This is a genomic window from Gemmata obscuriglobus (assembly GCF_008065095.1).
GTDB lineage: Bacteria > Planctomycetota > Planctomycetia > Gemmatales > Gemmataceae > Gemmata > Gemmata obscuriglobus.
Window position 1 is genome coordinate 363,451 of the sequence record NZ_CP042911.1, and the last position, 12,630, is coordinate 376,080.

The 12,630-nt window shown below is 66.1% G+C and carries 11 protein-coding genes; 6 read left to right on the plus strand and 5 right to left on the minus strand.

What is annotated here, in order from left to right; genetic code table 11:
* The first annotated feature begins 908 nt into the window (after nt 1–908).
* On the plus strand, nt 909–1,364 hold the full coding sequence (locus GobsT_RS01575) for a hypothetical protein (RefSeq protein ID WP_010040066.1): 456 nt from the start codon (nt 909–911) through the stop codon (nt 1,362–1,364).
* A gap of 108 nt (nt 1,365–1,472) precedes the next feature.
* On the opposite strand, the gene GobsT_RS01580 is transcribed toward GobsT_RS01575, so the two are convergent.
* Nucleotides 1,473–1,937 (minus strand): RrF2 family transcriptional regulator, encoded by a 465-nt coding sequence (locus GobsT_RS01580; RefSeq protein ID WP_010040064.1) that lies wholly within the window; start codon nt 1,935–1,937, stop codon nt 1,473–1,475.
* Between the two features lie 136 nt (nt 1,938–2,073).
* On the opposite strand from GobsT_RS01580, the gene GobsT_RS01585 reads away from it, so the two are divergent.
* Nucleotides 2,074–2,646: a protoglobin family protein gene (locus tag GobsT_RS01585; protein ID WP_010040062.1), complete on the plus strand. Its 573-nt coding sequence runs from the start codon at nt 2,074–2,076 to the stop codon at nt 2,644–2,646.
* 149 nt (nt 2,647–2,795) lie between these two features.
* On the opposite strand, the gene secD is transcribed toward GobsT_RS01585, so the two are convergent.
* From secD to GobsT_RS01605, 4 genes are all read right to left on the minus strand, one after another.
* On the minus strand, nt 2,796–6,209 hold the full coding sequence (gene secD, locus GobsT_RS01590; RefSeq protein ID WP_010040059.1) for a protein translocase subunit SecD: 3,414 nt from the start codon (nt 6,207–6,209) through the stop codon (nt 2,796–2,798).
* An 81-nt stretch (nt 6,210–6,290) separates the two neighbouring features.
* Nucleotides 6,291–6,617 carry a preprotein translocase subunit YajC gene (gene yajC / locus GobsT_RS01595; RefSeq protein ID WP_010040058.1) on the minus strand — a complete coding sequence of 109 codons (327 nt, stop codon included), beginning with the start codon at nt 6,615–6,617 and terminating at the stop codon, nt 6,291–6,293.
* A 62-nt stretch (nt 6,618–6,679) separates the two neighbouring features.
* Nucleotides 6,680–7,789 carry a tRNA guanosine(34) transglycosylase Tgt gene (gene tgt, locus GobsT_RS01600; protein WP_010040057.1) on the minus strand — a complete coding sequence of 370 codons (1,110 nt, stop codon included), beginning with the start codon at nt 7,787–7,789 and terminating at the stop codon, nt 6,680–6,682.
* A gap of 123 nt (nt 7,790–7,912) precedes the next feature.
* Entirely contained in the window at nt 7,913–9,289 is a 1,377-nt protein-coding gene (locus tag GobsT_RS01605; protein WP_010049716.1) for a DNA-directed RNA polymerase subunit alpha C-terminal domain-containing protein, read from the minus strand.
* A 431-nt stretch (nt 9,290–9,720) separates the two neighbouring features.
* Between GobsT_RS01605 and GobsT_RS01610 the strand changes: the two genes are divergently transcribed.
* The 4 genes from GobsT_RS01610 to GobsT_RS01625 all read left to right on the plus strand — a co-directional run bounded on the left by GobsT_RS01610 (nt 9,721) and on the right by GobsT_RS01625 (nt 12,424).
* Nucleotides 9,721–10,419 (plus strand): YqjF family protein, encoded by a 699-nt coding sequence (locus GobsT_RS01610; protein ID WP_010049714.1) that lies wholly within the window; start codon nt 9,721–9,723, stop codon nt 10,417–10,419.
* Between the two features lie 43 nt (nt 10,420–10,462).
* Nucleotides 10,463–11,011: a DUF6939 family protein gene (locus GobsT_RS01615; protein WP_010049711.1), complete on the plus strand. Its 549-nt coding sequence runs from the start codon at nt 10,463–10,465 to the stop codon at nt 11,009–11,011.
* A 483-nt stretch (nt 11,012–11,494) separates the two neighbouring features.
* On the plus strand, nt 11,495–11,818 hold the full coding sequence (locus tag GobsT_RS01620; RefSeq protein ID WP_010049708.1) for a hypothetical protein: 324 nt from the start codon (nt 11,495–11,497) through the stop codon (nt 11,816–11,818).
* Between the two features lie 57 nt (nt 11,819–11,875).
* The gene (locus GobsT_RS01625) at nt 11,876–12,424 is read left to right on the plus strand and encodes a hypothetical protein (protein WP_010049707.1); all 549 of its coding nucleotides are present in this window, start codon (nt 11,876–11,878) and stop codon (nt 12,422–12,424) included.
* Nucleotides 12,425–12,630: the final 206 nt, after the last annotated feature.

The following is a 12,630-nucleotide window of genomic DNA, read 5'->3' on the forward strand; positions in this document are numbered from 1 at the left end:
CCAAATCTACACGAACTGATCGGCATGTCCAGCGACTTAACTTTTTTAATTTTTGCGTGGTGTTGATGTTAACGAAAGGTGAGAGCGGACCCGGGCGCACCCGTGACGCCGCTCGCCGGGGCCGTGCCCGTCGGCGCGTTACCGCCGCGCGTTCTGCCGCCAACCGCCCCAACGCCCCGCCTGGATAGACGCGTTCGCCAGGTAAGATCGGTATGGCTGTACGACATAATAGGCGCCAGATTGATAGTGGCTTTAGGGCCGTTCGGGGCCGAACGCACATCAGAACGCCGTGCCTTTGTCTCGTGCCCTCCTGCCAAATCCAGTCGTTTCACGTTCCAGGCTTCCAGTTCCACGTGAGGCTAAAAGGCACACGAATGTGTCCGGAGCTTGTACCGAGTCGGTTCCCACTTGGCACTTGGAACCTGGAACGTGAAATAACGGAGGTCACAAGCCGACGGTGCGTATCGCCAGCCTGCACATGTGTCGGAATTTACATAATTAATCGACGATGATGATGTAAATGTAACGCAACTGGCTAAGCCTATATGCTGGTGCTTTAGTGCGGCACATGGGGCTTTCCATATACACGCCGGCTGTCTGCATTATCACTCGCGAGATGCACGGCAATCGTTGGCTGGCAAATAACATATATAAATTGTCAAATACTGCGTGATTGATGCGACATGACGTGCGGTGCCGCTGGCCGGAACCGCACGTCATGTTCCGGCACCTGCGCCGTGCCCGACGTGGGAACCGCACTCGGGCGGCTGGCGCACACTCGTTCTTCACAACTTCTGAACGCCGCGCGCGATACACTGCCGCTGGCAGTACCGGTGTATTCGACAACGAGGCGGTAATTGATGCGGGCTTGCACGACGATTTGCTGCGCTGGGACAACGGTTGTTGCGATGATTCTTTCGGCCGGTTGCGGCTCCAAGCCGGGCGCGCCGACCGCGGCCGGGAAGGCGGTCGAGGGCCACGGAGCTGGCGAACCGAAGCCGAGCGGTACGGTCGCGGACCAGAAGGCAAGCGTGAGCGAGACCAAGAAGGCGTTTCTCGATCAAAAGAAAGAGGTGCCCGCTAAAAAAGAGTGGACACGGGAGATCACGTCCCGGCGCGGCGGTACGGTCACGTTCCGGATCACCGCACCAGGGCCGTTCGCCGCGTCCGTTGTGACGGACCGCGGCTATAAGGCGCTCCAGAGCGGACAAAAAGGCAACAAGGCAGACCTTTTGCTGACGGTCGACTCGAAAGAGCCGGTACTCGAGATGTCGCTGACCGTTCCCGCCGGATCGTCGTGGTTTATCATCGAAAACCAAACCGACCAAGCGGCCGAGATCCGGCTCGAATGTTTCGAGCCGTGACGGGCAGCCGTTTCGAGCGGTGTGCGCCCCATCCCTCCGCGACCGCGCCGCCGGCACGGTCGCGGAGGGATGGGGCGCGTTGAACCGTCCGCCCGCGCCGAGCTGGGTTCACTCGCTCGCCCGCAGGCGAAGGGTTTGCACCGCCCCGGTCCCGTCGCACAGCGGGACGCTGTTGCTGGTCGGGTCCGCCAGCACCTCCGCCAGCGTGCTGCCGCGGAACGCCTCCTCCACCAGCGCCATCGCGGCGTCCATCCGCTTGTGCAGCGGGCACAGGTTCGGCCCGTGGTTCGGCAGGTTCAGGGGGCAGGTGGTGATGCGCTCGATCGGCTCCACCGCGTTCACCACATCCAGGATCGTCAGGTCATGAGGCGATTTCGTAAGCGATACGCCGCCGCCGACGCCCCGCTGCGTGTCCACGATGCCTTTTTTCGCAAGTCCCTGAAGGATCTTCGATAAATAGTCTTTGGGCACCTGCGTGGCCTCGGCGATCTGCGCCGTCGTCCGGGCCTTTGGCGCCTCGTGGGCCAAATGGACCACCGCCCGTAGCGCGTACTCCACCGTTCGCGAGAACATCCGCGGCCCCCGTCAGTGCACTACTCCCGACACATTCTCACTATAACCCACTGGACCGCAATCGAAAAATAGGATAAAAGACTCCTGTTTCCTCTCTGCACGGAGTTACGTGCCGAGCACTCTCCCGGAGCGAGTCATGACGAAGATCGACGAACCGCGGTTGGAATCGGACCTCGGGTACCGGTTCGGCTACGTCGCGGGGTTCATGGGGTTCGGCCCCGACGACATCGCCGCCATTCACGGCGCCGCGCCGCTGCTGGCGCCGCTGGTGCCGGGGCTCGTGGACGCCGTGTACGATAAGCTGTTTCAGCAGGACGCGACGTGGCGCCACTTCCTTCCGCGCCAGTACGGGTACGACGGCAACGTGCCGGACACGCTCGAACACCTCAGAATGGATCACGCGCAGATCACCTTCCGCAAGCAGCACCTGGGGCGCTACCTCGCGGCGCTGGTGACCCGGCCCTACGACGCCAAGATGGTCGAGTACCTCGACATGGTGGGCAAGATGCACACCCCGAAGGCCGGGAGCAAGGAGCTGAACGTGCCGTTGGTGCAGATGAACGCCTTGATGGGCTTTGTGAGCGACGCGCTGACCGCAACGGTTCTCGGGCTCAACTTGCCGCGCGACACCGAGGCGAGGACCCTTCGCGCGTTCGGCAAGCTGCTGTGGATTCAGAACGACCTGATCACCAGGCACTACCAAGGGTAATGTGGAATCCGGAATGCGGAATTCGGAATTGAAGACAAGAGGCAGAGCGAACCGCGCCCGACGCGGGCGGAAATGCGGAACGCGGAATTGAAGCGAGGGCGAACCCTCTGTCTTCAATTCCGCGTTCCGAATTCCGCGTTCCGAACTTCTCAGCCTTCGACCACTTCCTCTTCCGTGGCGCCGGCGCCTTCTTCCTTATCGGTCGCGGCGGCCTCGTCCGGGGTAGCGGTGCCGTCCCGGCCCTCGCCGAGGAACAGCAAGAGCGGGCTGGCCACGAAGATCGAGCTGTAGGTGCTCACCAGCACGCCGACCACCATCACGAACGCGAACAGGTGGACGCCCTCGCCGCCGAACGCGTACAGCACGATCGACGCCAGGAACACCGTCATCGAGGTCAGGATGGTGCGGCTCAGCGTCTGGTTCACGCTGTCGTTGATCATCTGCGGGGTGAGCTGCGGGTTCTTGCCGCGCACCTCGCGGAGCCGCGCGAAGTTCACGATGATCTCGTTCACCGAGTACCCGACCAGGGTGAGCAGAGCGGCGACCGTCGTCAGGTCGATCTTGAAGTCCTCAATGCCGAGGTGACTGAACCCCGGGATCATGTGCAGGTAGTGGCACACGGCGATCGCGCCGATGGTGAAGCACAGGTCGTGGACGAGGCAGATCACCGCCGCGAGGCCGAACGTCCAGTTCCCGAACCGGAACCACAGGTACAGCAGGATCGCCACCCAGCTCGCGACGATCGCCATCATGGCCTTCTCGCGGGTGTCGGACGCGAGCTGGGTGTCGAACACCTCGAGCCGCTCCGGCTCGGGGGTGGCGTCGAACGCCCGCTTCGCCCCCGCGACGATCTCCTGGAGGGCCTTCAACTGGTCCGCACGGGCCTTCTGGTCGACGCCCGGCGCGTTCGCGGCGGACCCGATCAGCGAGAGGGCCTGGTTGCGCGACACGTCCAGCTTCATTTGCGAGAACCGCCCCTCCTTCGCCTCGCCGATGCCGGTGAGGGAGAAGTCGTCGGGCCCGCCGGCGCCGACCTTGCGGAACTCGCGCTCGAACAGCTCCTGCGTGAAGCTGCGCGACGTCGGCTTGTCGAAGTCGATCGTGACGACGGGGCCGGCGATCGCCCCCGGGGTCATCGTCGCCCCGGACATGATCGAGTCGCCCTTCTCGTTCACGAGGAGGCGGTTCAGCGAGGTCTGCACCAGGTCGCGCTGCTTCTCGGTGGTACGGATGGTGAAGTAGCGGCTCTTGCCCATCTCGAACTGCTGGCCCGAGATGAACATCTGCTCCACCGACACGTCCGGGAGCTGGGCGGCCCGCTGCCGCACGTCCTCACGCATGTCCGCGTCCGTGCCGCCCTCGGGCTTGGCGGTAAGCGTCACCGTGGCGCGGGTGCCGTCCTCGTAGGTGACGGTGTAGATCCAGGTGTTCACCCGCTCGTCGCCGCTCGGGCGGTTCTCCCAGATGACCGCGTCGTCACCGGCCTTCAACGCGAGCCGCTTCTTCTGGGCCTCTTCGCCGAGCAACTCGCGGAACCCGTCCTTGCCGTCGGCGGTCTTCGTGAGGCCGCGCTCCTCGCCGTCCTTGAGCTTGCCGGCGAACACGGTGCCGCCGCGGAAGTCGACGTTGAGCCCGGCCTCGCCGCGGACTACGAACACCGCCAGCCCCGCTACCGTCAGCACCGCGGTCAGCGGGAAGAAGATGTACCGCATCTTCATCGGGTGGAAGTTGGGGCGGGCGAACAGTTGCATCATCTTCAGGTCGGTCAGCCACTTCTTATGCAGCCAGAAGTCGAACATCAGCCGGGTCATGTACAGCGACGTGAAGAGGCTGATGACGAGGCCGACCGTGAGGCTGATCGCGAACCCCTTCAACTGGTCGTTGCCGAAGGTGTACAGCACGATCGCGGTGAAGATGCTCGTCAGGTGGGTGTCGATGATCGTGAGGAACGCCCGCTCGTACCCGTTGCGGAGCGCGGTGGCGATGTTGGCGCCCCGGTTCCGCTCCTCGCGGAGCCGCTCGTAGATGAGGACGTTGGCGTCCACCGCCATGCCCAGCGTGAGCACCAGCCCGGCGAGCCCGGGGAGCGTGAACGCGGCGTTCACCGCGACCATGAACCCGATGGTGAGCAGCAGGTTGGCGAACAGCGCGACGCACGCGACCAGCCCGGCGAACCGGTAGTACACGAGCATGAACGCGAGCACCGCGACGAACGCCCCGCCGACCGCGGTAGTCCCGCGGACGATCGTGTCCTGGCCGAGGGTCGGCCCGATGGTGTTCTCGCTCACCGGCTTCTCACGCAGCTCGGCCGACAGCGCCCCGCTCTTGAGGATCTGGACCAACCGGTCCACGCTCTTGCGGTCGAACTTGCCGGTGATCTGCCCGCGGTTGCCGATCTCGCTCTGGAGCGTCGGGGCAGACACTACTCGGTCGTCGAGCAGGATCGCGAGGTTGCGGGTGGTGCTGCCGGTGGGCTTGTTGCGGCGGGTGATCTTGGTGAACTGCTGGCCGCCGGCCGTGTTGAACTGGAACTCGACGCACGGGCTGAGGCTCTTCGGGTCGGTGCCCGCGCTGGCGCTGATCGTGATCTGGCCGTCGTTGCCGCCCACGCGGAGCGAGTCCTCCGGCGACACGCGGGTGAGCACGAAGTACTCGTACTTCTTCCGGTTCACCAGGGCCTCGATCTCGGCGTCGGTCTTACCCGGGTTCTCGCCCTTGATCCGCGCGGCGTCCGCTTCTTCCTTGGCGAGTTGCTCGGTGCTGACGACCTTGCGGCTGAACAGGAGCATGCTGCAGTTGACGTAGTCGGCCGGGGCGTTGTCGCGCACCGCGACCGGCTTGTCGCGCTGGCCGGCGAGGACGCCCCACAGCCCGCCGGCGCCCTCGCTGGCGTTGCTGAGGCCGAGGCTCTCGCGCTGCTCCGGCCCGATCTCGGACCACACGTAGCGGACGCGGGCCTTGCTCTCGCCGATGTCCACGTTGAACTCGTCGGCGGGCGCCTCGGGCGGCAGCCCCTTGCGGGCGCGGTCCTCGAGTTCGCCGGCGGACTTGCCCTCGATCAACTGCCGGGCGGCGATCAGGCCGGCCTGGTCGTCGATGCCGTTGGCGAGGATGCGGAACTCCAGCACGCCCATCTGGGAGATGAGCCGCTTCACCTCTTCAATGCCCTCGGCCGAGAGGTTCTCGCGGTTGCCGGTGGTGGCGCCGCCCGTCGGGAGGATGATCTCGACGCGACTGTTGCCGCTCGGGCGGACCGTCACGTTCTTGATGTCGGTCGGGTCGATGCGGCGTTTGATCTGGGCGGCAAGGGTGTTCATGTCCTCGCTGCTGAGCCCTTCGGCCCGGGCGCCCGGCTGTGGCGCCGCGGCCGGGGCGGCGGCCCCGGCTTCGCCCTGCACCTCTTTACGCGCCTTGGTGCGCTCGAGGTTGATCTCGTAGACGAGGATGGTGCCGCCGGCGAGGTCGATGCCGAGCCGGTAATTCTGGGGCCGCACTACGAATATCGCGGCTACGAGGCACGGTATCAGGCAGACCAGCAGCCCGCGGATGAAGTTCCGTTGCATGGCGTTCCGTTTCCTATCCCTGCGCCCGCCGCGACGCGGCGGGCGGGTCCGGGTTCGAGTTCCGCACTCCGGGGTTCCGGTCTACGACTTGGCCGCCTCGTCCGATCCGAGGACCTGGACGACCACGTTCCGCTTGATCCGCAGCTTGGTGTCTTCGGAGCGGATCACGATCTCGTCCTCGCCGTCCGTCGCGGACACGACGGTGGCGACGATGCCCGCGTTGGTCAGCACCTTGGTCCCCCGCTTGAGCGTGGCGACCAGTTTGTCCTGTTCCTTCTTCTGCCGCCGCTGGGCGGGGAACACGACCACCATGAGGAACAGTACCACCATGCCGAGGACGAACAGCGGCATCAGGCCGGGCGACTGCGGGGCCGCTCCCTCTTGGGCGAACAGAAGCAACGACGTCATGGATGGTGTCTCGGCCGGCGGGTCTGGCGGCGACCCTATTCGCTACAATCGGAACGCTCAGTCTAGGAAGCGGGAGTCCACCGGGCAAGGCAACCGGCCCGGAACTCGGCGAACCGTCCGGCCCGGATGGCGTCCCGGGCGCCCGCCATTAAGTTCAAGTAGAAACTAATGTTATGGAGGCTCAGCAGGGTCGGGCCGAGCATCTCCTCGGCGGCGAACAGGTGGTGCAGGTAACCCCGCGAGTAGTTCGCACAGCAGTAACAGCCGCAACCGGACATCAGCGGTTTCGGATCTCGCCGGTGCTTCGCGTTCCGCAACCGCACCGGTCCCTCGTCGGTGAACGCCAGGGCGTTGCGCCCGTTGCGGGTGGGCATCACGCAGTCGAACATGTCGATGCCCGAAGCGACACCCGCGAGCAGGTCTTGTGGCCGCCCCACCCCCATCAGGTACCGGGGTTTGTGCTCGGGCAGGCACGCCGCGCACGCCGGCAGCGCGGCGTGCATCGCCTCGGGCGCCTCCCCGACGCTGAAGCCGCCGAGGGCGTAGCCGGGGAAGTCCATCGCCACCAGCTCTTTCGCGCACTCGGCGCGCAGGTCGAGGTTCAGCCCGCCCTGCACGATGGCGAACTGCGCCTGATCGGGCCGCGAGTGGTGCCGCTTGCACCGCTCCGCCCACTTGATGCTGCGGGTCACCGCGCGGCGGATGACCTCGGGCGCGCCGTCGGCGGGCGGGCACTCGTCGAGCACCATCGCGATGTCGGAGCCGAGGTTCTGCTGGATCTCGACCGCCCGCTCCGGTGTGAGTTCAAGCGGAGAGCCGTCGATGTGCGATTTGAACTTCGCCCCGTGGTCGGTGATCTTCACCTGCCCCGCGAGGCTGAACACCTGGAACCCGCCGGAGTCCGTGAGGATCGGGCGGTTCCAGTTCATGAACGTGTGGAGCCCGCCCAGGTCGCGCACGATCTCGTCGCCCGGGCGCAGCGCGAGGTGGTAGGTGTTCCCGAGGAGGATGTGCGCGCCGGCGTCGCGGACCATCTCCGGGGTGAGCCCCTTGACGGTGCCCTGCGTGCCAACCGGCATGAACGCGGGCGTGGACACGTCGCCGTGCGGGGTGTGGACCGTCCCGGCGCGGGCGGCGCCGTCGGTGGCGTGGAGCGTGAAGGAAATTGCCATAACGAATGCGGAATGCGGAGTTCGGAATGCGGAGTTGAAGGCAGAAAGGCGAACCGACGGACAGAGTGCTGTGTTCTGTCTTCAATTCCGCGTTCCGAACTCCGCATTCCGCATTTCAAAAGGTCAGTCCCCGCGGAGCTTGAGGTTGAACTGCTGGAGCCGCTCACGCACCTCGGTCAGCGAGGTCTGACCGAAGTTCTTCGCCTCCAGCAGCTCGTCGGCGGTGCGCTGGACGAGTTCGCCCAGCGTGCCGATGTTGAGGCGGTTCATGCACTTCCGGGCGCGAACCGAGAGGTTCAGGTCGCTCACCGGCTTGCCGAGCGTGGCCTGCTCCTCCGGGCTGAGGTTCTGCTGCGGCCGGTACCGGAACTCGTACTGCTGCCCCTGGTCCAGCGACTGCCCGATCCGCAGCCCCTTCGTCACCATGATGGCGCGGATCTCGTCGAGCGAGGTCTCGCCAAAATTCTTGCTCGCCAGGAGCTGCGGCTCGGTGACGCGGGTGAGGTCGCCGAGCGTCCGGATGTTCATCCGCTTCAAGCAGTTGCGGCTCCGCACCGACAGCTCGAAGTCGGTGATCGGGATCTCGAGCACGACGCGGTTGGCCTGGGTGAGCTGCTCGTCCTCCGGGCTGTAGTGCATCGTGAGGGACGCTTCGGAGTCCTTCACGAACAGCTTCGCGCGCTCGTCGCGCGGGTCGGCCTTGGCGAGCCGCCGGTAGCAGTCCGCGGCCTTGTCGTACATGTCGTTGTCTTCGTACAGCACGCCGAGGTTGTACAGCACGCCCTTGCCGACCGGCGGGTACTTCAGGCACCGCTCGTAGTAGCCGATGGCCTCGTGGTCGTTGCCCTGCTGGTCGTTCAGGAACCCGAGCCGGAACAGCGAGGCGGAGTGCCGCGGCTCCAGCTCGACGGCCCGCTCGTAGTACTTCGCGGCCCGGGGGGTGTCGCCCTCGGCCTCGGCCAACGAGCCTTCCTGGTAGTAGTACTCGGCGTTGTGGGCGGCGGCGTCCTTCAGCTTCGTGAGGATGGCCTTGGATTCGCCCACGTGCCCCTGGAGGCGCAGCACCCCGGCGCGCTGGAGCTGCACCTGCTGGGCCGCGTAGCCGGACTTCTCGGCCCGCTCGAACGCCTTCACGGCCTCGCCGTAGTGGTCGGTGGTGTCGGACTGGTCCTCGCTGTACTGGCGGGACTGCCCCAGGGCGACGTGCGCTTGGCCCAGGAAGAACGCCGCCAGCGGGCCTTCGGCCTTGTTGAGGTGGTCGATGGCGCTGCGGACGTGGCCGAGGAAGTAGCTGGCCACCCCGATTTTCAGGTGGACCTTCTTCTGCTGGGGCGGCGCCGCGACCGCGAGCCGCTTGTTGAGTGTGTCGAGGATGTCTTTGAGGTTCCGGACCTGCGGGCCGCCCTGCGCCAGCCCCTCGCGGAGCCGACCGACCATGCCGCCTTCGAAGTCCTCGCGCTCGACCAAAAGGGCGCGCAGATCAATGAGAGATTCCGTCACGTCTGACTCCCACGGGCCGATAGCCGCCCACTCCGCGGTACCGCGGAGCGAGAAACTGGTACGCTATGACCCGCAAACTCACCCGCCGGGCCTTGCCGCGCGTCGGCAGATCGCGCGAGATCCGGCATAAATAACGTGCATTGCCGAAGAATGGAATAATACCGACCGCACCGGGATCCCGGCAAGTCCACCCGGCACCGGGCCGAGTGTCTGACCGTTCCGTGTGGCGGTTTCGCCGGAATTCCGGGACCGCCCCTCCGACCAGTGCGGCTCGCTCCGAAGAGTCACCGAATTCGGGTCCCTCTTCGGAGCGGTTCCATATCTTCGTGCGCCGAGTTACGTTGTCTGATAGCGGCCGGTTGATAGTTTTCGACCCCAACTGCGGGGCGGAACAGGTGGAAACACACGTGAACCGCCCGGACGGAGGTACGATGTCGCGCCGCACGTTCCTGACGGCCCGGTGGCAAAACCTGATCCTCGCGAACTTCGCGATCCCGGAAGAGTTGTTGCGCCCGCTGGTGCCGCCGGGGTGCGAACTCGACCGCCGCGACGGCGCGTGTTGGGGCAGCCTGGTCGGGTTCCAGTTTCTCGGCACCCGCGTGCTGGGCATCGGTTGGCCCGGGTTCCGCAACTTCCCGGAGTGGAACTTGCGGTTCTACGTCTCGCACCAGGGACAGCGCGGGGTGTGCTTCGTCCGCGAGTTCGTACCGCAGTGGACGGTCGCGACCCTCGCCCGTGCGATCTACAACGAGCCGTACCGGGCGGCCAGCCTGTCGATGGCCGTTGCGGACTTGTCCGACACGCTCACGGCGCATTACGCGGTGAAATGGCAGGGCCGCGTTCACTCGCTGTGTGCCGTCGGCGCGAAGCCCGCGGTTCACCCCGCCCCGGACAGTTCCGAGCACTGGTTCAAGGAACACGCATGGGGGTTCGGCACCTCGCGCGGCGGGAAGCTCATTCGCTACGAGGTGAACCATCCCGAGTGGGGCGTGTACCCGGTGCGTGAGTTCACCTTCGATGTGGACTGGGCCGCCCTGTACGGTCCGGAGTGGGCGCCGATGAACGGGGTACAACCCGCCAGCGTGGTGCTCGCCGCCGGAAGCGCGGTCGCGGTGTTTCCGAAGGGGTGAACCCGGCGGTTGCGAACGGTGTCGGGGTGCGGGAGGGCTGCCGATGTCCCGTGTCACCCGTTTCGCCCGGTGCGTGTTCGTGCCGCGGTACCACGTCGAGAACCTGCCCGCGGGCAGCGTGGTGTACGACGTGAGCAGCTACGCAGAGCCCCCGCACTGTGAACTCAGCCCGATGTGGGTTCACGGCGGCGTTCCGGTTCCCGGCGCGCCCGGCGAAACGAGCGACACGGTCGAGGGCGTGTGGCAGGGGCTGAAGGTGATCCGCGGGCAGACCGCGCCGCGGTACTTTCGCGGCCCCGGTGCGAAGCGCGGCGGCAAGCCGTCCGGGCACCGGTTCGGAACGAGACTGCTCGGCGTGGTCGAGGCCCGGCGCCTGATCTACGTCCCGACCTACGAATGGGTGATCGAGAACCGCACCTCGCCCGAACAGATCCGGGCGTTCATCGACGCCGCGTTCGCGGGCGTCACGCAGCACTTCCACGACGTCGGCGATAACGGCGACCCGAACGACGCGACCCAGCCGCTCGCTCAAGCCGCCGTATTGGTACGGTACCTGAACCGGAAGTGCGCCGAGCGCGCGGCGGCCGGCTGATACCAACAGGCGCTAATTCCCACCGACTCGTATCGGATGCCTTGGAGTTGGTGGCGGAATGAACCCTGCTCGGAGTAACATTACGGCCGCCGAGGCGAGGGCAGGGAACACCAATACGCGGCGGCTGAGTCCAGACGATTTTGACAGGATCAACAGGATTTTAAATCGGTCGGTCTTCGATCCGGTGAATCCTGTCGATCCTGTCAAGAATCTGTGTTCGTGAACACGAAGCCCGTGGGGGCTGGACGAAGCCGCGACCACCGTTTCTTCTTCTTCAAGCAATCAGCGCTGTTGTTACGTGAACGGTTCCCGCACGGTGCCCGTCGCACGAATCGCCGTTGCTCAAGAGTGACCCTGCGAATGGTAAGCTGTGCCGGTTGTTCCGCGACACAGGGCCGTCGGCACATTTGGAACAACCCATTCGCGACACGCACGGCTGCCGCACGGTCGATACCCCTCCCGTCACCACCGCGAGGGAACGCAATGGCCACCTTTTACGTTCTTCCGCCCCGTGAGTGCCTCGAACGGGCCGTCACGGACCTGTTCGCGAAGCTGCTCCCGGGGCTGCCCCTGCCCGTCGACGCGTGGGGCCTGCTCGCGGACCAGCTCGGCGCCGCCGGCGGGTGGGAGCCGGACGTGTTCCTGGTGCCGCGCGACGAGCTGGCCGACGGCGACACCGCCGGCGCCCTGACCGACGGGTACGGGGCCGAGGCCGGTGACCGCGTCGTCGAAGTGAGCCTCGCGCGGCCGTCGCGCGCGTGGGCACTGCAACAGGCCGACGTTTCCGGCGCCGCGGTCGCGCGATAAGATGTTGCCGTCACGGGCCGATTCCCGGCCCGCCTGCGCACACTGACAAATCCACCCATGAACGACCCCCACGACAGCAACGACGACTGGGACGAGCTGGCCCGGGAGTTCGCGCTCGACAAGCCCGCGACCGAAGGGCCGGACGAACCGGCCGCCCTTGAGGGCGAGAGCGCGGAACTCGCGCCGGAGGCCGCCGAGGCCGAAACCGACACCGAGTTCGAGGACGCGGAAGAGGCCGCCGGTGAGCCCGGGGCCGAAGGGGACGCGGCCACCGGCACCGGGCGCAAGCGCCGCCGCCGCCGCCGCCGCCGCCGCAAGGGCGGCGCCCCGGGCGACTCCGCGGTGGTCGCCGGCGCGAGCGAGGACGGGGCCGAAGAAGCCGAAGCGTCCGACGAGGCGGCGGAGGCCGAACCGGTCGCGGCCGCCGACCACGACGCCCCGACACGCGACGATGAGAGCGACGACGAGGCGGACGAGTTCAACTCGGAACCGGCCCCGCTGACCGCCGAAGAGGACACCGCCAGCGATGTGCTCCGCGAGCTGATCGCCACCTGGAACGTGCCGTCCTGGGACAGCATCGTCGGCGGTCTCTACCGCCCGAATTAGGACTTCCGGCTAAAAGTCGTCAGGTCCGCAAGTCGTAATGTCACGAACCATTATTATCACTGGATTTGTGACTTTGCGACTTTCGATGATCGGGCTTTTGACCCGAAGTCCTTAGTCAGCCCCAGACTCCGGGTTCCCGGCGCCGGGTTAAAGGCCCGGCGGCCGTTGCGGGACCCGGAAACCAGGAACGTGGAACCAGGTGAAGC

Bases quoted from the DNA above. Each gene is read 5' to 3' on its own strand.
- GobsT_RS01575 (WP_010040066.1), top strand. From the start codon at position 909: ATGATTCTTTCGGCCGGTTGCGGCTCCAAGCCGGGCGCGCCGACCGCG.
- GobsT_RS01580 (WP_010040064.1), bottom strand. From the start codon at position 1,937: ATGTTCTCGCGAACGGTGGAGTACGCGCTACGGGCGGTGGTCCATTTG.
- GobsT_RS01585 (WP_010040062.1), top strand. From the start codon at position 2,074: ATGACGAAGATCGACGAACCGCGGTTGGAATCGGACCTCGGGTACCGG.
- secD (WP_010040059.1), bottom strand. From the start codon at position 6,209: ATGCAACGGAACTTCATCCGCGGGCTGCTGGTCTGCCTGATACCGTGC.
- yajC (WP_010040058.1), bottom strand. From the start codon at position 6,617: ATGACGTCGTTGCTTCTGTTCGCCCAAGAGGGAGCGGCCCCGCAGTCG.
- tgt (WP_010040057.1), bottom strand. From the start codon at position 7,789: ATGGCAATTTCCTTCACGCTCCACGCCACCGACGGCGCCGCCCGCGCC.
- GobsT_RS01610 (WP_010049714.1), top strand. From the start codon at position 9,721: ATGTCGCGCCGCACGTTCCTGACGGCCCGGTGGCAAAACCTGATCCTC.
- GobsT_RS01615 (WP_010049711.1), top strand. From the start codon at position 10,463: ATGTCCCGTGTCACCCGTTTCGCCCGGTGCGTGTTCGTGCCGCGGTAC.
- GobsT_RS01620 (WP_010049708.1), top strand. From the start codon at position 11,495: ATGGCCACCTTTTACGTTCTTCCGCCCCGTGAGTGCCTCGAACGGGCC.
- GobsT_RS01625 (WP_010049707.1), top strand. From the start codon at position 11,876: ATGAACGACCCCCACGACAGCAACGACGACTGGGACGAGCTGGCCCGG.